The sequence below is a fragment of the Bacillus sp. FSL K6-0073 genome, assembly GCF_038006085.1.
Classification (GTDB): Bacteria; Bacillota; Bacilli; order Bacillales; family Bacillaceae_G; genus Bacillus_A; species Bacillus_A cereus.
In genome coordinates this window covers 1,674,492-1,690,405 of record NZ_JBBOUN010000001.1, presented here as the reverse complement: position 1 = coordinate 1,690,405, position 15,914 = coordinate 1,674,492, and the positions used below count along the sequence as shown (strand labels likewise).

Sequence of the window (15,914 nt, the reverse complement as noted above, 5' to 3'; positions counted from 1 at the left end):
AACTTTCATTAATCATCACTTTTTTGTTTTGTCATTGCTTTAATTGTTTTTAGTTGGCTATCAAGCGCTGCTAATGTACTCTCTAGCTTTTGATACTTCTTCACAATTTCATCTTGCTTTTGCAAGTTTTGCGTTTCAATATCTTTAATCTTTTTATCTAAATCACTTACACGTGAATCAATATTTTTTACACGTTCTCCAACTACACCTTTATCACCGAATATTTTATCAAGTGGTTCTTCCATCATTTTTCCTAAACCGTTAGAACTAAAGAAAAATTGCTTCGCTGCATCAGGTTTTTCTTTTAATGCTTGTGTTAATTTTTCATCATTAACTTCCATCGTTCCATCTTGCTTTAATTGAATACCGAATGTGAATAAATAATTACCATCTTGAGAAAATGTTGCAACATTGTTCATCGCTTGACGTACGCTTTGCATAATTACCTGCCCTTGGAAAACTCCATCTTTCCCAGCAAAAAGGTCAACTGTAGAAACTGCTTTATTATACTCTGCTACCATCTTTTTAATAATATTGGCTGTGTCTGTTACATTAGAATCACTTACCGTAAATTTTAATTCTACACCTTTTGTTTTTGGATCTGTTGTTGTACCGGCATCTGGTGTCCCTTCTACTTTCGGCTCAGTTACTTTTAACAATTCAATTTTCACACCCGGAAGAGCCTCAATTGTATTAGTAAAACTTTCAGCTTCAATACCATTAATACTATATTTAGCATTTTGTGCTTCATTGATTGTATTAAGCGCTGTGCCATCCGCATTAGCTAAACCAATATCTTGAAATAGTGTAGATGTGTTCCCCTCAAACTTAATTACTCCATCTGTTCCTTCTTTTTTCGAGGTCATGAAAATTTTATTTCCAAGTGTATAAGCTGATACGCCATAATCTCCATCATTAATCTTATTAATTAAATCTTTATATGTCATATCAGTTGTTACTTTTAGTTCTTTACCGCCTAGTTTTAATGTTTCATCTTTAGGAAGCTTCGCATTTATATCTTTAATGTCATTTGAAGCTATTTGATGACGCTGCGCAAGCTGTGTAATAGTCATATTAAAAGTTCCTGCAATCGCCCCACCATCAGCTTTCACATTAATGTAGCCGTCTTGTGTTGTTGTTACTTTTTTCTCATTCCCTTTAAAAGCTGCTAAATCTTTAAACACTTGAGTAAAAGGAGTAAATTGTGTCTTTAAACTTGCATATACTTGTTTATCTTGCGTAAGTTTTTGCTTCTCAGTAGTATACGGTGTTTTTCTCATATCTAACGCTTGCATCTCTAATTCTACTAGGTTAGAAGTATCGATCATATTATTTCCGAGGTTCCAAATTTGTTGTCTACCACCAATACCTGTCATCGTTGTTCCTGCCATTTTTCTCACTCCTTATAGATTACATGTAGTCTAAAATACTCGTTTTACTCATCGTACTAACCGCTTTAAGCGTCGCTTCATACGTTGCATTTATATATGCCAAGTCAGAAATCGCGACCGCTAAATCGACATCCTCAATTTCTTTACGGTTTTCTTGAAGCGCTAAGTTTTGCTCGCTTAAAATTGTTTTAAACGTCTCCATCGTGTTCATTGTTGAACCAACTTCAGTTGTACGGTTAATGATGCCATCTAAGTTTTTCTTATTTTCTCCTAATAACGGTTGTAACGCTTTTTGGTCACCATTTTGCATCGCTTCGCTCATCTGTTTTAATGTTTTTATAACCGGTGATAATAACGCTTCTCCGTTACGGAACGCTTTGAATTCATAACCGTCATTTAGCTGCCAGTTCACATCATTTTTTCCGCCCTGGTATGTACCATCTTCTGTAAATGGTGGCTTCTCTGCACTATCACCACCGAAAATATAACGGCCTTGCTCTTTCGTATTCGCTAAATATACAACTTGTTTTAAAATTTGATCAATCTCTGCACCGATTGCTTTCAATTCTTTTTCACCATTTTGCTCACTTAATGCTTGTACTGTTAATTGATCTGCTCTCGTTAAAGATTTCAAAACACCTTGTAAAGTATTTTCAGTTTGTGTTAATACATTTTTCGAATCCGCTATATCTTTTTGCATTTGCTCCATATTTGCCAATGAATGTTGAATCGCAAATGATTTACTCGCTGCAAGTGGGTCTTCACTCATAAGAAGATTTTTCTTCCCTGAAGTTACTTGGTTTCTATGGTATTGTTGTTGCACATTCAAATCCATTAACTGATTCTTTGCCCAGTTTGCATTTTGAAATGTAGATACTCTCATTTCTATCTCCTCCTTATATATTTCCAATTAATTACTATCACTTATCGAATAATCGAAAATAGACTATCAAACACTTCATTCATCGTAGTAATAGCTTTAGAATTTGCGACGAAGTATTTTTGGAAGGCCATTAAATTTACCATTTCCTCTTCCATATTTACACCTTCAACGCTCATTTTTTCTTGCTGAATACCTTCTAATAAGTCGCCATGAATTTTTTGATAACCATTTACTGCACTTTTATCAGATGCAACACGAACTATAAATTGGTCTATTGCTTGTTTATAAGAAAGACCTTCCTTATAATCTCCATCTGTAACTGCTGCTAGTTTATTTGCTGTTTCAGCAGACATTTTCATTTTCGAAACATCTTTTTGGAATTCTGGATTTAACTTCATATCTTTTGCATAATCTCCAACGAAGAAATCTTTTCCCATCACTGTATTCACTTGATTTTTCACTGAACTCATTAAGTCTTCGAGATTTTTTTTATAATCAACAATCTTTGCTTTCGTATCAATCGCTGATTTTATCGCTCCGCTAGTTACAGAGATTTCTGAACCGTAAATCTCAACTGACATTGGGTCTTTTTCTTTATTTAATTGAAGTGGATATGTATCTTGTCCATTTACTGTTAAAATACCATTCATTCTAACACTCGCGATATTAGGATTCATAGATTCATAAGATACTTCGATGTTTGCATACTTAGACATCTCTGTAACGATGCGATCTCGTTCGTCTAAAAGTTGATTCGGCACTTGTGTACCCGCTTGTCCAATTTTATGATTCGCTTCTGCTAAACTAGCAGCAAGACGATTAAATTCATTAACATGCGCTTCAATATCTTCTGCTGTCTGTGCTTCCACTGTATCTAAGTTTTTCGCAAGACGATTCACTTGACTTGTGAACTTCCCAGTTTCAGAAATTAATGTATCGTAGTAGTTTGGTTGCTCTGGATTTTTTGCTACTTCACGAAAGGCATTAAAGAAACCGTCCATTAAACTAGATAATGAATTCTTCCCTGTCGTTCCAACCATAGACTCTACACGTGATAAAGTTGAATTCATGTAGTTATAGTAAGAGAGCTGAGATAATTGATCATTAAACTGCTTCGTCTTTACCTCATCAGTAATACGATCAACACCTAGCGTTTGTACACCGTAACCAATTCTCTGTTCTGGCGTATGACCATTGCTTGCTCCAACAGATCCGTAATTCACCATTTGACGAACATAACCCGGTGTATGAATGTTAGACAAGTTTTGTTTCGTTGTTTGTAACCCCATTTGAGCCGCTAACATGCCCGATAGCGGTGTATTATAATCAGATAATCTCATAAAGTTTCACTTCTCCTTTACAATAGTTCGTTCATAAAGATTTGCGAATTATTGTTTCGCTCTAAATTATATTCAGAAACAGAATCCACAATACTTTCTGTAGTTTTTAATAGTACGTTTAAGTAATATTGATTTTTCAAAAGAATCATTTTTACATTCTCTTCTAATTCAGTTACGTTTTTTTGTAATTCTTCCATTTTTTCAATTTCTTCTTGTGAAAAATACGAAAATAATGCACTTACACGAAATGATTCAACTCCTTGTTCTTTACAGAACTGAACAACCATTTCTTCAAATGAGATTGATAACCCTTTTAAACCATCAATGTACTGCAATTGCTCTACTTGCAATTTTTGAACTGCATTTACATTTTTATTTTTTAAATTCTCATATATTTGCTCTCCAAGCGCTTGAATATTTTCATACGCTTTTTGAATAATAACGAGTTTTTCATATAATTGTATGTACATATAGCTTCCTTCCTTTTACAAGACTAAATTCACAATTAAACCATGGATTTCTCCAATTTGATTTAACATTTCTAAATGTCCTGTTTTCGTATTAATTAAATTCATAACATCTTCTAATTCATTCAATCCCATTTCTGCCTGTTTCACAATCGTCATTTTCTGTGAATATCCGTAACGCGGGTGACGAGACATGACATCTTTATACTGCAATACATTATCCACGTAAAAATTCAAAAATGATTTTACTGTATTTTTGTATTCCATTACATTATCAAGCGTTAATTCCATTTCAATTTTCTCTTTAATTTCTCCAATATTATCGACAAACGCTTCCATTTGTTCTAGTAATTTATCTTTTTTCGGATCTGCATGCAAATTATCCGAAAATGCAAGTCCTGTCCTGACATTTGCTTCTTTCGGCATTTGAGTAGCAGGCGGTATATGCGATAAAATTGGATTATGCGAGATAGAACGTAGCATATATATCACCTATTTATTTTTTTATTTCTTCCTAAACTTAATCGTAAAATCCAGTTATTTATAATTATACTCTGAACAGTAATATTTTGCAGTTATTTTTTATAAAAGATATGTTACAATTTAGCATGAGGTGGCACAATTCTATGAATATTTTCCTTTGTGGTTCAAATCAATTAACAGCATTAGATCAAGAAGAAATTAAAAAATTTTTAACTGACTATGCTCACAAACATAAAATTTACATATTATGTTATAAATCTATTGAAAATGAGGTTCTTCGTTTTTTCGTTGAGAATGAAAGACTCGCTCAAAATTTATGCCTTTACACGCTGCAACCATTGCAAGCAATTACAGATGAATTTCAAGAAGTCGTTGATTACTTAAAAAAACACGGAGCCGAATATGTTGCTTTTGATCATCCTTCTGACTCCATTTACCGATCAGATTATATGTTTTTTGTTAAACAAATTATTGAAGACACTGATTTAGTTCTCTGTTTTTATAATGGGGACAAACATACATCTGTCATCCCTGTCGATGTTGCAAAAGAAGCAGGTATTGATGCTGTCATTTATGATTTACCAGGATTACATGAAAAGCAAATGAAAAAAAGCTTTGAACAAAAAATTCGTATGATGTAAAGGGGGAGGCACAATATCATTATTGTGCCCATTGTAAATATGATAATTGAACAAGATTACGATCATTTTATCGCGAGTTTTAAACAACAATTCAATATGGACATCGCTTCATATAAACAAGATAGAATGCGCCGTAGAATCGATGCTTTCATTTCGAGAAAAGGCTTCGAAAACTACACTAATTTTTTAAACAAATTACGCGCTGATCAAAATTTATTTTTAAATTTTATTGACTATATTACAATTAACGTTTCAGAGTTTTTTAGAAATAAAGAACGATGGCAAACTTTAGAGTCGAAAGCACTACCAAAATTACTCGAACAAAATAGCGGAAAATTAAAGGTATGGAGTGCCGCTTGCGCTGCTGGTGAAGAACCATATACACTCTCTTTAATTTTATCAAAGCATCTAGCTCCATTTCGTTTTGAAATTCAAGCAACAGATCTTGATTTTCATATTTTAGAAACCGCAAAACGCGCTCAATATACAGAACGTTCGTTAAAGGAATTACCTACTGATTTGAAAGAACGTCATTTCACAAAAGAGAATGATCTATATTCATTGCATCAAAACATTAAACAAAACGTCTCGTTTAAACAACACGACCTTTTAATGCAGTCATTCGATACAAATTATGATTTGATTATTTGTCGTAATGTAATGATATATTTCACAGAAGAAGCAAGAGTAAAACTTTACGAAAAATTTAGTCGTTCTTTACGAAAAGGCGGTGTACTATTTGTTGGTAGTACGGAACAAATTTTAACACCCGAACGTTACAATCTTCAGCGATTTGATACATTCTTCTACGAAAAAATATAAAAGAGGTCGTCACAATGGAGTGACGACCTTTTTACATAACTCGAATTAAAATAATACCGACAATCCATATGAAGAGAAAAAGAAACGTCATAGACCATTTATGTTCTTGCATCGTTTGTTTCAATGCCTGTGATAATTGTGTCATGTTCATTTCCGCAAGCGCTCTCCATACACTTACATCCCGATCTTTAGCAATACGGTCTGTAACGCTAATTAAAATCGTTTCGTTAGACAATTTCGTTATATAAGCAGTAATAACCGTTACCATCAAATTTATATTTCCTTCTGAAGAATCACTTTCCACTCTAGAGATAAGTGCACTTACATCTAGTAAAGGAATATGTACTTTTCTACCAAATGATAGTTGTACTTCAGCGAAATCATATGTTCCATCTAACAAAGGAAGTTCTTTTATATGCGCCTGCTTAATAAGTCCTTGCAGGCTTCTAATTACTTGTTCAAATACTTTTTCTGATTGCTTTCCTTCTTGAGATAATGTATGTAACTTTTTAAAAAGTTGTAACACTGTATCCATCTCTTTAGAAAGCATTTCCTTCATAATCTTTCCATCACTTAAACTTGCAAGTAAAATACCTATTTCATTATTTTTCGAAATAATTTTAGACTGTCCAGTAAACACTAAATTGCTACGCTTTCGTTCTTTCTGGATTTCATGTTCCGAAATAGCTGCAGGCTGTTTTAATGGTTGTAGCGTCTTATCTTCAATTGTCGTACGTTTAATCTCCATTTAAGCGCCTCCACTACTATGAAATAATTAGCCCCATTCTTTATTACTCTTTAAAACTAAAAACAGTACGAACAAACCTGACATGATAGTAAATACATCCGAAGCTTGTACTCCCTGTTCACCTTTTTCTTCTTCCTTGTCTTTCGTTTCTTCTTTTTGTTCTTTCTTTTTAGAGACAACCTGTTTGTTATTTTTCTCTTTTTGGTCCTTCGCCTTATGTACTTCCTTGTTGTCTTCGAACGGCTCTTTTATAACGTAAGTAAATTCCTCTTTCTCTTTCAACGGTTCTTTTATAAACTTATTTACTTTCTCATCTTGCTTCGGAATTTGAACAACTGGCAATTTTTCTTCTGGAAGCGGGTTTTTGATTTTCAAATCTTTTTGCTTCTCATTTTCTTTCTTATCTTCTAATTCATTTTCTAGTTTATTATCTAATTTATCTTCTTTCTCTTTCTCTTCTTTCTCTTTCTCTTCTATCTTTTTATCATCTTCGTTTTTTGGCGCCAAAACAGAAATGGTATATTCACTTTCTTCAACAAGTTTATTACCTGCTGCATCTATTATCTCTACAAGTAATTCGTATGGCCCAGCCGGCAATGCTTCTGTTATTTCAAATACTTTTTGCCAATCCATATCATGCTTGTTGTAGTCTAATAAAAACGAAAGCTCTTTATTTTCTTTCCCTTTTAATGTAACGCGCACTTCTTTTACAACCGATTCTATATCTGACGCTTTTACTCGTATATGTATAGAATCTCCCTGTTTTCGTTCAACTAAGTTCTCTTTTACTTCATCAATAGTAACTTTCTGTAACTTTGGCAATTCTTTATCTATAGTTGGCGTTTCATTTTTAATACGAATGAGCGGGACTTTCACTTCATTTTTTACGATCTCTTCTTTCTCATTCTCTTTGTAACTTTGAACGAGCTGAAGATTCCAATCACCTTGCAAATCAAAATCCCCTGCTTTATAGTTAGCAACCCAGCTCTTCGTTTCTTCATCATACTCAAAAGATAGTATTCTTTCTTGCGCATATTGCTCGCCATTTTTTTGTAACTGCAATATACCTTTCATGCTTTGAATGTTTTTCCCATTTGGTTCTACAGCAATTCGCACTTCTTCGCCAACTTTAAGCTCCGGCTTATTTACTGTAATAATTCCCTGTTCTGTTTCTATCTTTCTTTCATTCAATTGTTTATTTACTACTTCTTGTTGTTCTACTTCTTGTTCTGCTTGTTCTGCTTCTTTTTGTTTCTCTTCATCTTGTTTCGTTTCCACTTGCTCTGAAGATTTTTGAGATTCCTTATTTTCTTCTTGTACATTCACTTCATTTATTTTTTGATCTGGCTCACTTTGTTCCTCAGCCTGACTTTGCAAGGGGAAGAACAAGCACACATGTATGCATAGCCAACTCATTAGAAAAAACTTTACGTTTTTCATCTACTAGTTCAAACTCCTATTTCAATGCCTTATAGTGATTTCGTCACTTTTACTCCGAAAAATCCATCTACATTTACAAGTTCACCATACGCCACTAATACATCATTTACATAAATACGAATCGGTTCATCAATATCCTCATCTAGTACAACTGCTTCATTTTCTTGTAAACTTAATATATCTTGAATCGTTTTCACTGTACTTCCAAATACAAATTTCACGTTCATTTCTACATTTTGTAGAATGGACGTGTCCATATATACTGGTTCCATTTGTTTTACTTCTTTAAATTCAATAGGTTGCACAACTGGTTCTACAATTTTTTCTTCTTCAATTTCTTCTGTGGCAATCTCTTCTTCTTCCACCATCGGATACAGAAGTCGCCTTACCATTTCTTTCGCTTCGGAAATTGGCAAAATTTGATACATCTTCGATTGAAGCAAATCGCCAATTTCAAGATTGAACGTAATTTGAACGAGTTCGTCCACTTCCATTGACTCTCCCAAATATTCCATTTCTTCTTTTAACGTTACAAATTTAACATTTGGCGGCGTCATGTCCATTTTTTCTTGAAACATTTCTGACATCGCCGTAGCAGCATGACCCATCATTTGGTTCATAATTTCTTTAATACCGCTCAGTTCTAATTCAGTAAGCTCTTTTTCTGGGTCAACTTCCCCTGTTCCCATCATCATTAAATCTACCATTGTTAAGGCGACATCTTTCGTAAATACGAATACATTCTCATTCTTTAGCCCTTCAACAAAGTCGACATTTAAAATAACAAATGGTACTGGTACTCCATCATAATGACGAACATTGATTGCTTCCACATTTGGTGTACTAATTGTAACTGGCTGATTTAAAAGCGTTGATAATACTGTTGAAGCGGAACCAATTGAAATATTTGCAATTTCACCAAGAACATCTTTCTCTTCTTGTGTTAAATGCTCTTTTTCAACTTCTTCTACAATCTCAGTTTCCACTACTTCTGCTGGTTCGTCTGTTTCTTCTACTCCACCAGATAATTGCATTAATTTATTTACCATTTGTTTCGCATGCTCAACTGAAACAATTTGTACAAGTTTAGAGTTTACAAGATTATCTATCTTTAAATCAAACGATACTTTAACAATCGTATGATTCCCATCGATTTCAGAGATTTTCTCCATTTCTTCTGATAACTTTACAACTTTAATCGTCGGCGGAGACATATCTACTGTATCTTGGAAGAATTCCGACATAGATGTAGCTGCGAATCCCATCATTTGATTCATCGCTTCTTGTACAGCACTTAGCTCTAATTCACCAAGTTCTTTTCCGTCCTCCACTTCACCTGTTCCCATCATCATTAAATCAGCAATGGACAATGCAACATCTTGCTTAAGGACAAGAAGGTTTTCCATATCTAATCCTTTTGTAAAATGAATGTTTAATACAACATGTGGAACTTCGACATCTCTTGAATCATATAAATCTACCAACTCTATACGAGGAGCAGTAATGCTTACTTGCCTATTTAAAATTGTTGATAATACAGTCGAAGCTGAACCAAATGATATATTTGCAATTTCGCCAAGAATATCGCATTCTTGGGGCGTTAAATGCTCATTTTCTTTTTCTAGCACAATCGTGCTCGTATCCCCTTTTGTGTGTTGCTCAGGCATTTTCCCTGCCTCCTCATTTCTGTTTTTCTATCAAATAATATAAACTCTTATTTTATTTTAGCAAACTCATTAGTATAAAACGTTACTATGTATGTATCCCATTATTAGATTCGTAACGATTAGCCAAAAAGCTCCCCAATTGTATACAAGTGGGGAGCTTTCCTTCATTCCTATTATAAACCTTCTGGGTTTAAAATGAGGACCACTCGTCCATCACCGAGAATCGTCGCACCAGAGAAATAGTTAGAACTCTCTGCAAAGAAGTCACCTAATGACTTTAAGACTATTTCTCTTTGACCGATAATTGTGTTTACAATAAGTCCATAGCTGCGATGTGTGTTACGAACAATTAACACAGGAACCATTTGACCATCATATGACGCAAACGCCTCATCTACTGTTTTTTCACCAAATACAGTACTTAAATGTTTCACTTCAATAATTTGATTACGATAATTTAATACATCTTTTCCTTGTAAGGATTGGATGTCTTCTCTCTTAATTCGAATTGCTTCAACGATATTTCCAAGAGGTAAAGCATAACGCTTATCATTCGTTTGAACAAGCATAGATTGAATAATAGATAACGTTAATGGAAGTTCAATTCTAAATGTACTCCCCTTTCCTTCCTCAGAATCAATAATTAAATGTCCACCTAAACTATGAATCGTATGTTTTACAACATCTAATCCGACACCGCGTCCAGAAAGATCTGATACAACTTCAGCTGTACTAAATCCCGGTTGGAAAATAAGATCAAACACTTCACGATCTGTTAATCTATTCGCATCCGCTTCAGTTACAACGCCATTTTTAATCGCTTTTTCTAATACTTTTCCTTTATTAATACCGTTTCCATCATCCGTAATTTGAATAACGACATGATTTCCACTATGAAAGGCTTCTAATTTAATCGTACCTGTCTCATTTTTACCTGCATCACGTCGTTTTTCAACAGTTTCAACACCGTGATCGATTGCATTTCGAATTAAATGAACGAGCGGATCGCCGATTTCATCAATAACAATTTTATCTACTTCAGTATCTTCACCTGTAATTTGTAAATCGATTTTTTTCCCTAAATCTTTCGCTAACATACGTACCATACGCGGGAAACGATTGAACACAGTTTCAATCGGCACCATACGCATATTTAATAGTACATTTTGAATATCTTTTGAAATATCGCCTAATCGATTTAAATGTTCAATTAGCTCCTTGTTTTGAATCGTTTGAGCCAATTCATCAATGCGCCCACGTTCAATTACACTTTCTTCAAACATATTCATTAATCTTTCGATTTTCTCTAATTGAACACGAATTGAACGATTCTCCACTTTAGCATTTTTCGTTTTTGTAGTACTTTTAGCTGGCATAGTACTTGAAGGTTGATTCGTTGCCTCTATCGGTGAGTTTACTTGCGTAACCACAGCAGGTTGTAGCTTTTCTTCTACTTGCACAACTTCTTGTGTAACGACCTTTTTAGAAACTACTTCCTTCGATATCGGTTCTCCTTGCTTTACTTCCACTTTCTCAATTTCAGAAACATGAAGTACTACTTGTTTCAACTCTTCTATACTACAATCCGTATCCATAAATACTGTAAATTCAAATCCGAAAGCATCTGCTTCAATTTCTTCAATACTCGGAGCTGTTTTTTGTATATTCCCTACATTTTGCAATGCTTCAATACACATAATGGCACGTACTGCTTTTAAAATTGCTTGCTGTTCAACTGTTATATGCACTTCATGCGAAACTGCATCATCGGTGTCTATATGATTTTGCTCTATATGTTCCGTAGGAGTTTCTACATTGCCGTTCAATAATGCTTCTAATTTCTGTTTAGTTGAGGCTACATCAATATTGCCCATTCCACCTTGTTGCACATCTGCAACCATCTTCTCCAAATTATCAATGCACTCAAAAATCACATCAATAATATCCGCATTTACAACTATATTTCCATGACGAATTTCATCTAACACATTTTCCATCTTATGCGTTAAATCAGCCATTTCCGTAAATTCCATGCTCGCAGACATACCTTTGAATGTATGGGCGGATCGGAATATTTCTCCTACAACATCCATATCAGCAGGATTTTGTTCTAACACTAGCACATTTTCATTTAGCGACTGTAAATGTTCTTCTGACTCTTCGAAAAATATATTTAATAGATCTGTTTGCATTTTTATCCCCTACCTGTCTAACAAACATTTCATTTATGTATAACAATTTAGTGTTTTACAATGAGAAAAAAGGGGGCCACACGTCGATCCGCTATCACTGTTTTGATTCCTTGTGGCACCCCTTCTATATTAACTATTTGCTACTTTTGTTAAAGCTTCAATTACACGATCCGCTTGGAATGGCTTTACAATAAAGTCTTTTGCCCCGCCCTTAATTGCATCTAATACCATACCTTGTTGTCCCATTGCAGAACAAATAACAACCTTTGCACTTGAATCAATTTTAATAATTTCTTTTAATGCTTCAAGCCCGTCCATTTCTGGCATAGTAATATCTAATGTTACAATATCAGGTTGAAGTTCTTTATACTTTTGAATTGCTTCTACCCCATTCTCTGCTTCGCCAATAACTTCAAATTCAGCATTACTTTTTAATAAGTTTTTAATCATCGTTCGCATAAACATCGCATCGTCTACTACTAAAATTTTATGTGCCATTCTTTTTAATTCTCTCCTTCTATGTATAAATATATCTTAATATTTCACCTTATCATTCTCACTCATTATACAAAATAAAATGATAAAATTTAATATTTTTTTAAAAGAATTTTCGTGTTTTTATTATTTTATTATTAAAATAATAAAATACTACTCTTTTATATAAATAACAACGCGACGGTTTTTTTCCCAGTTTTGCGGTGAATCATTTGGTACAATTGGCTTTGTGTCTGCATATCCTACCGCAGCTAGCCTTTTATCGTCCACATTATACACTTCAATTAAATGGTGAATCATATTTGCCGCTCGTGCTGAAGATAACTCCCAATTAGAAGGGAATTTCTCGTTATGAATAGGTCTACTATCTGTATGTCCCTCTACAACAATTGGGTTAGGTACGGATTGAAAAAATCCAACTAATTGACTTATTATCCCTTTCGCTTCGGGCTTAACGTTCGCATCGCCTGTATCAAATATTAAATTATCTACTATAACGACGCTTACCCCTGTATCCTCTCGATATACATTCACTTGACTAATACCATTATTATCTACATATGCTTTTAACTTTTTATATAATTCATCCATTCTCTTTTTTGAAATCATTTTTTCATCATTTTTTTCATGTGAAATATCCGGTATTGTATTTTCCATTACTTTTGCATCTACTTGCCCCGTATCACTAAACTTTTCAAGCATCTTTGACAATTTTACTGCATCTTGCTTTGATGTAGCAACTAGTAATACAAAGAAAGTTAATAATAACATCGTTAAATCTGTAAAAGTCGTCATCCAACGAGGCGATCCCTTTTGCGGTCCTTTACTCATCATACCACTCCTTGAAATATTAGGCTGCTCCTTTTACCTTTTTTACCTTTGTTTCGTATACGTATGTATCCAGTTTCAACTTTAATTTAGAAGGGATTTGTCCACGATACAATTCTGAAATTGCTTCTATTACAAACTTCTTCTCTGTATATAAATCTTCAATACCACGATATACTTTTTCCGCAAGAGGGATTGCAATCATATTCGCAAGTACAGACCCATATAATGTCGTTAACATCGCAACTGCCATTCCTGTACCAATTTGCGATGTATCTTGTAAGTTTTGGAGCATAATGATAAGACCGATTAACGTACCAATCATTCCCCAAGCTGGAGCAAAATCACCAATTTTATCTAATAATGCTGCTCCTTTTCTTAACTCATACACTTCCGTGTCAATATCTTTCAATAACACTTCTTTTAATTCATCTTCATCGTAACCGCTTAACATTAATCGAATTCCTTTTTGAATAAAAGGATTGTCTACTTGCTCTCCATCTACCTCTAAAGAAAGCAAGCCGTGCTTTTTAGACTTTTTCGAAAAATCGACAAACAAATCCGTTAACTGTTCTAAATCTTCTTCTCTTCTATGTAAAACAGTAAAAATGCTTTTCGTATATTTTTTTATTTCTCCAAATCGATATGCCACAACAATTGTCGCTGTTGTTCCCCCTATGACAATTAAAATAGATGAAACATCTAAAAAGTTTTTGAAAGCTTTTATTCCACCGCCGCCAAGCATAATTGCCGCTATCACTATAATGAAACCTACTATAATGCCCACTGGGCTAGAAATATCAAACTTCCTTTTTCTTCTTTGTGGTCTAGCTAATACTTGATTTTTCTCTCCCATATTTCTGCCCTTTCCTTTCCATTTTTATATAACATTTTTTTATTTTAATAATACGTTTTCACATATAACATGTATTATACGCTTATCATCTGTTTATCGCAATATACTCATAAAATTGACACATTTCATTTCTATATTAGAATTATGGTATGAATAAATGAGGAGGATCACGATGGAACACAACATTTTACAAGTCATTGCATTAGCAGAAAAACTAAAATATGAAATGCGACATAGCTGGCTTTCCAACGGACGTCAAGAAAGTGTTGCCGAACATACATGGCGTATGTCTCTAATGGCCATTTTAGTTGAACCTTATTTGGATCAAAAAGTAAATATTGAGAAATTACTTAAAATGGTTATTATTCACGACCTAGTCGAAGCCGAAGCTGGTGATATCCCTGCATTTGATACAATGAATAGTCACGAATTACAGCTACAAAAACAAAAAACTGAACTAGAAGCTATTTTAAATATTAAACAAACATTAACAGGTTCTCTCGGTGAGGAATTATATGACTTATGGATGGAGTTTGAAGCGAAAGAAACGTACGAAGCAAAAGTTGCTAATGCACTCGATAAACTTGAGGTGAAAATCCAACATAACGAAGCTGATATTGATACGTGGCTACCAATTGAACATAAAATGACATTCCAAGTAGCAAAGCATACAAACTTTGATTCTTTCCTATCTAAATTACAAAAAATTATTGAACAAGATGGAGAAAAGAAGTTAATTGCTGCCGGCATTGATGTTGAGGCATGCAAGCAATAATGAAATAAGACACTCAACAAGAGTGTCTTATTTCATTATTGTTGATATAGCCTGCTTATAAATAAGCTGTTGTTTTCCATCCACTAAGATTAAAACTGTAAATTTATCCACTCCAACAACTTCTCCTACTATTCTAACGCCACTCTTTAAGAAAATTGTAACTGTACCTTTTTCTTCTTTTATTTGTTTATACAATTCTTCCTGTAAATGTTCCAATTACTGTCCTCTCCTTTCCGTGAAACATCTTAATATAAAAAACTATAAATTTTTTATTTATGCACTTTGTCTTTTATGTTCATAAACTTATTAATAAGTATATCTAAATCACGACTAAATAACAAAACTTTATCATGATCCAATCCGTGTCTCGCAACAAGTTGAATTAACTCTTTCTTTTTGTTTTCTATTTTATTTTTTAATTGTCCCATCTCCATCTCTATACTAAAACTCCCTTTTCCCATAATATTACTTGTAAAATTATAGTACATATTCTCTCATAAAAAAATAAGAAAATGGTTTTTTTTACAATTTTTTATTTTTTATGCCTAAATTATGAATTACGTAAAGGTTTATTTACAAATCACTAACATGCAATCCTAATGAATCTACAGGCATTTGTCTAATTATAAATGAGACTGGCTCGTTTTCTATACAAAAAACATACTGTATATAGTAGTCCATGAACCATATAGATTAACTTACTAAAAAGGAGGAAAACATATGAGTTATGGTGGAAGTTGCGCTGGTTTCGGCGGTGGATTTGCTTTGCTTATCGTACTATTCATCCTTCTAATCATCATCGGATGTAGCTGTTGGGGTGGCGGCGGATACGGATATTAATATATCCTATCCTTGAAAAATGAACTAAAAACTATAGAAAAACAGC

The 15,914-nt window shown here is 33.7% G+C and carries 18 protein-coding genes; 4 read left to right on the top strand and 14 right to left on the bottom strand.

Going from position 1 to position 15,914, the window contains the following annotated elements; all coding sequences use genetic code 11:
- Positions 1-8 precede the first annotated feature (8 nt).
- The 5 genes from MHB52_RS08900 to MHB52_RS08880 are packed head-to-tail and all read right to left on the bottom strand — an operon-like array spanning position 9 to position 4,564.
- Complete coding sequence (locus tag MHB52_RS08900; RefSeq protein ID WP_000929308.1) at positions 9-1,391, bottom strand: flagellar hook-associated protein 2; 1,383 nt, start codon at positions 1,389-1,391, stop codon at positions 9-11.
- A 19-nt stretch (positions 1,392-1,410) separates the two neighbouring features.
- The gene (locus tag MHB52_RS08895) at positions 1,411-2,274 is read right to left on the bottom strand and encodes a flagellar hook-associated protein 3 (RefSeq protein WP_030024826.1); all 864 of its coding nucleotides are present in this window, start codon (positions 2,272-2,274) and stop codon (positions 1,411-1,413) included.
- A 41-nt stretch (positions 2,275-2,315) separates the two neighbouring features.
- On the bottom strand, positions 2,316-3,614 hold the full coding sequence (gene flgK, locus MHB52_RS08890) for a flagellar hook-associated protein FlgK (protein ID WP_061663689.1): 1,299 nt from the start codon (positions 3,612-3,614) through the stop codon (positions 2,316-2,318).
- Between the two features lie 17 nt (positions 3,615-3,631).
- Positions 3,632-4,084, bottom strand: a complete 453-nt coding sequence (locus tag MHB52_RS08885) for a hypothetical protein (protein WP_061663690.1) — start codon at positions 4,082-4,084, stop codon at positions 3,632-3,634.
- A 15-nt stretch (positions 4,085-4,099) separates the two neighbouring features.
- Positions 4,100-4,564, bottom strand: coding sequence for a YaaR family protein (locus tag MHB52_RS08880; protein ID WP_000946323.1), 465 nt, complete (start codon positions 4,562-4,564; stop codon positions 4,100-4,102).
- A 143-nt stretch (positions 4,565-4,707) separates the two neighbouring features.
- Here MHB52_RS08880 and MHB52_RS08875 point away from each other — a divergent pair, with 143 nt between their 5' ends.
- Together MHB52_RS08875 and MHB52_RS08870 are read left to right on the top strand one after the other, a co-directional pair.
- The gene (locus MHB52_RS08875) at positions 4,708-5,205 is read left to right on the top strand and encodes a flagellar motor switch protein FliG (protein ID WP_001020110.1); all 498 of its coding nucleotides are present in this window, start codon (positions 4,708-4,710) and stop codon (positions 5,203-5,205) included.
- A 39-nt stretch (positions 5,206-5,244) separates the two neighbouring features.
- A complete protein-coding gene (locus MHB52_RS08870) occupies positions 5,245-6,027 on the top strand; it encodes a CheR family methyltransferase (protein WP_000582873.1) in 783 nt (260 codons plus the stop codon).
- 31 nt (positions 6,028-6,058) lie between these two features.
- On the opposite strand, the gene MHB52_RS08865 is transcribed toward MHB52_RS08870, so the two are convergent.
- From MHB52_RS08865 to MHB52_RS08835, 7 genes are all read right to left on the bottom strand, one after another.
- Positions 6,059-6,775 carry a hypothetical protein gene (locus tag MHB52_RS08865; protein ID WP_000403967.1) on the bottom strand — a complete coding sequence of 239 codons (717 nt, stop codon included), beginning with the start codon at positions 6,773-6,775 and terminating at the stop codon, positions 6,059-6,061.
- Between the two features lie 27 nt (positions 6,776-6,802).
- Positions 6,803-8,215, bottom strand: a complete 1,413-nt coding sequence (locus tag MHB52_RS08860) for a hypothetical protein (RefSeq protein ID WP_061663691.1) — start codon at positions 8,213-8,215, stop codon at positions 6,803-6,805.
- Positions 8,216-8,244: 29 nt separating this feature from the next.
- Positions 8,245-9,882 (bottom strand): flagellar motor switch protein, encoded by a 1,638-nt coding sequence (locus MHB52_RS08855; RefSeq protein WP_001115014.1) that lies wholly within the window; start codon positions 9,880-9,882, stop codon positions 8,245-8,247.
- A 173-nt stretch (positions 9,883-10,055) separates the two neighbouring features.
- Entirely contained in the window at positions 10,056-12,074 is a 2,019-nt protein-coding gene (locus MHB52_RS08850; protein ID WP_001192614.1) for a chemotaxis protein CheA, read from the bottom strand.
- A gap of 129 nt (positions 12,075-12,203) precedes the next feature.
- Positions 12,204-12,572 carry a response regulator gene (locus tag MHB52_RS08845; protein WP_000940568.1) on the bottom strand — a complete coding sequence of 123 codons (369 nt, stop codon included), beginning with the start codon at positions 12,570-12,572 and terminating at the stop codon, positions 12,204-12,206.
- A 150-nt stretch (positions 12,573-12,722) separates the two neighbouring features.
- Positions 12,723-13,400, bottom strand: coding sequence for an OmpA family protein (locus MHB52_RS08840; protein ID WP_000033627.1), 678 nt, complete (start codon positions 13,398-13,400; stop codon positions 12,723-12,725).
- A gap of 19 nt (positions 13,401-13,419) precedes the next feature.
- The gene (locus MHB52_RS08835) at positions 13,420-14,253 is read right to left on the bottom strand and encodes a flagellar motor protein MotP (protein ID WP_000504190.1); all 834 of its coding nucleotides are present in this window, start codon (positions 14,251-14,253) and stop codon (positions 13,420-13,422) included.
- Between the two features lie 172 nt (positions 14,254-14,425).
- Between MHB52_RS08835 and MHB52_RS08830 the strand changes: the two genes are divergently transcribed.
- Positions 14,426-15,028 carry an HD domain-containing protein gene (locus MHB52_RS08830; RefSeq protein ID WP_016117516.1) on the top strand — a complete coding sequence of 201 codons (603 nt, stop codon included), beginning with the start codon at positions 14,426-14,428 and terminating at the stop codon, positions 15,026-15,028.
- A gap of 27 nt (positions 15,029-15,055) precedes the next feature.
- Here MHB52_RS08830 and hfq read toward each other — a convergent pair whose 3' ends face one another.
- Positions 15,056-15,244: an RNA chaperone Hfq gene (gene hfq / locus MHB52_RS08825; protein WP_000400665.1), complete on the bottom strand. Its 189-nt coding sequence runs from the start codon at positions 15,242-15,244 to the stop codon at positions 15,056-15,058.
- A 53-nt stretch (positions 15,245-15,297) separates the two neighbouring features.
- Positions 15,298-15,516 carry an aspartyl-phosphate phosphatase Spo0E family protein gene (locus tag MHB52_RS08820; RefSeq protein ID WP_000291688.1) on the bottom strand — a complete coding sequence of 73 codons (219 nt, stop codon included), beginning with the start codon at positions 15,514-15,516 and terminating at the stop codon, positions 15,298-15,300.
- A 232-nt stretch (positions 15,517-15,748) separates the two neighbouring features.
- On the opposite strand from MHB52_RS08820, the gene MHB52_RS08815 reads away from it, so the two are divergent.
- Positions 15,749-15,868: a YjcZ family sporulation protein gene (locus tag MHB52_RS08815; protein ID WP_000120179.1), complete on the top strand. Its 120-nt coding sequence runs from the start codon at positions 15,749-15,751 to the stop codon at positions 15,866-15,868.
- Positions 15,869-15,914: the final 46 nt, after the last annotated feature.

Coding starts and splice junctions, on each gene's coding strand:
- MHB52_RS08900 (WP_000929308.1), bottom strand. CDS start 1,391: ATGGCAGGAACAACGATGACAGGTATTGGTGGTAGACAACAAATTTGG.
- MHB52_RS08895 (WP_030024826.1), bottom strand. CDS start 2,274: ATGAGAGTATCTACATTTCAAAATGCAAACTGGGCAAAGAATCAGTTA.
- flgK (WP_061663689.1), bottom strand. CDS start 3,614: ATGAGATTATCTGATTATAATACACCGCTATCGGGCATGTTAGCGGCT.
- MHB52_RS08885 (WP_061663690.1), bottom strand. CDS start 4,084: ATGTACATACAATTATATGAAAAACTCGTTATTATTCAAAAAGCGTAT.
- MHB52_RS08880 (WP_000946323.1), bottom strand. CDS start 4,564: ATGCTACGTTCTATCTCGCATAATCCAATTTTATCGCATATACCGCCT.
- MHB52_RS08875 (WP_001020110.1), top strand. CDS start 4,708: ATGAATATTTTCCTTTGTGGTTCAAATCAATTAACAGCATTAGATCAA.
- MHB52_RS08870 (WP_000582873.1), top strand. CDS start 5,245: ATGATAATTGAACAAGATTACGATCATTTTATCGCGAGTTTTAAACAA.
- MHB52_RS08865 (WP_000403967.1), bottom strand. CDS start 6,775: ATGGAGATTAAACGTACGACAATTGAAGATAAGACGCTACAACCATTA.
- MHB52_RS08860 (WP_061663691.1), bottom strand. CDS start 8,215: ATGAAAAACGTAAAGTTTTTTCTAATGAGTTGGCTATGCATACATGTG.
- MHB52_RS08855 (WP_001115014.1), bottom strand. CDS start 9,882: ATGCCTGAGCAACACACAAAAGGGGATACGAGCACGATTGTGCTAGAA.
- MHB52_RS08850 (WP_001192614.1), bottom strand. CDS start 12,074: ATGCAAACAGATCTATTAAATATATTTTTCGAAGAGTCAGAAGAACAT.
- MHB52_RS08845 (WP_000940568.1), bottom strand. CDS start 12,572: ATGGCACATAAAATTTTAGTAGTAGACGATGCGATGTTTATGCGAACG.
- MHB52_RS08840 (WP_000033627.1), bottom strand. CDS start 13,400: ATGAGTAAAGGACCGCAAAAGGGATCGCCTCGTTGGATGACGACTTTT.
- MHB52_RS08835 (WP_000504190.1), bottom strand. CDS start 14,253: ATGGGAGAGAAAAATCAAGTATTAGCTAGACCACAAAGAAGAAAAAGG.
- MHB52_RS08830 (WP_016117516.1), top strand. CDS start 14,426: ATGGAACACAACATTTTACAAGTCATTGCATTAGCAGAAAAACTAAAA.
- MHB52_RS08820 (WP_000291688.1), bottom strand. CDS start 15,516: ATGTACTATAATTTTACAAGTAATATTATGGGAAAAGGGAGTTTTAGT.
- MHB52_RS08815 (WP_000120179.1), top strand. CDS start 15,749: ATGAGTTATGGTGGAAGTTGCGCTGGTTTCGGCGGTGGATTTGCTTTG.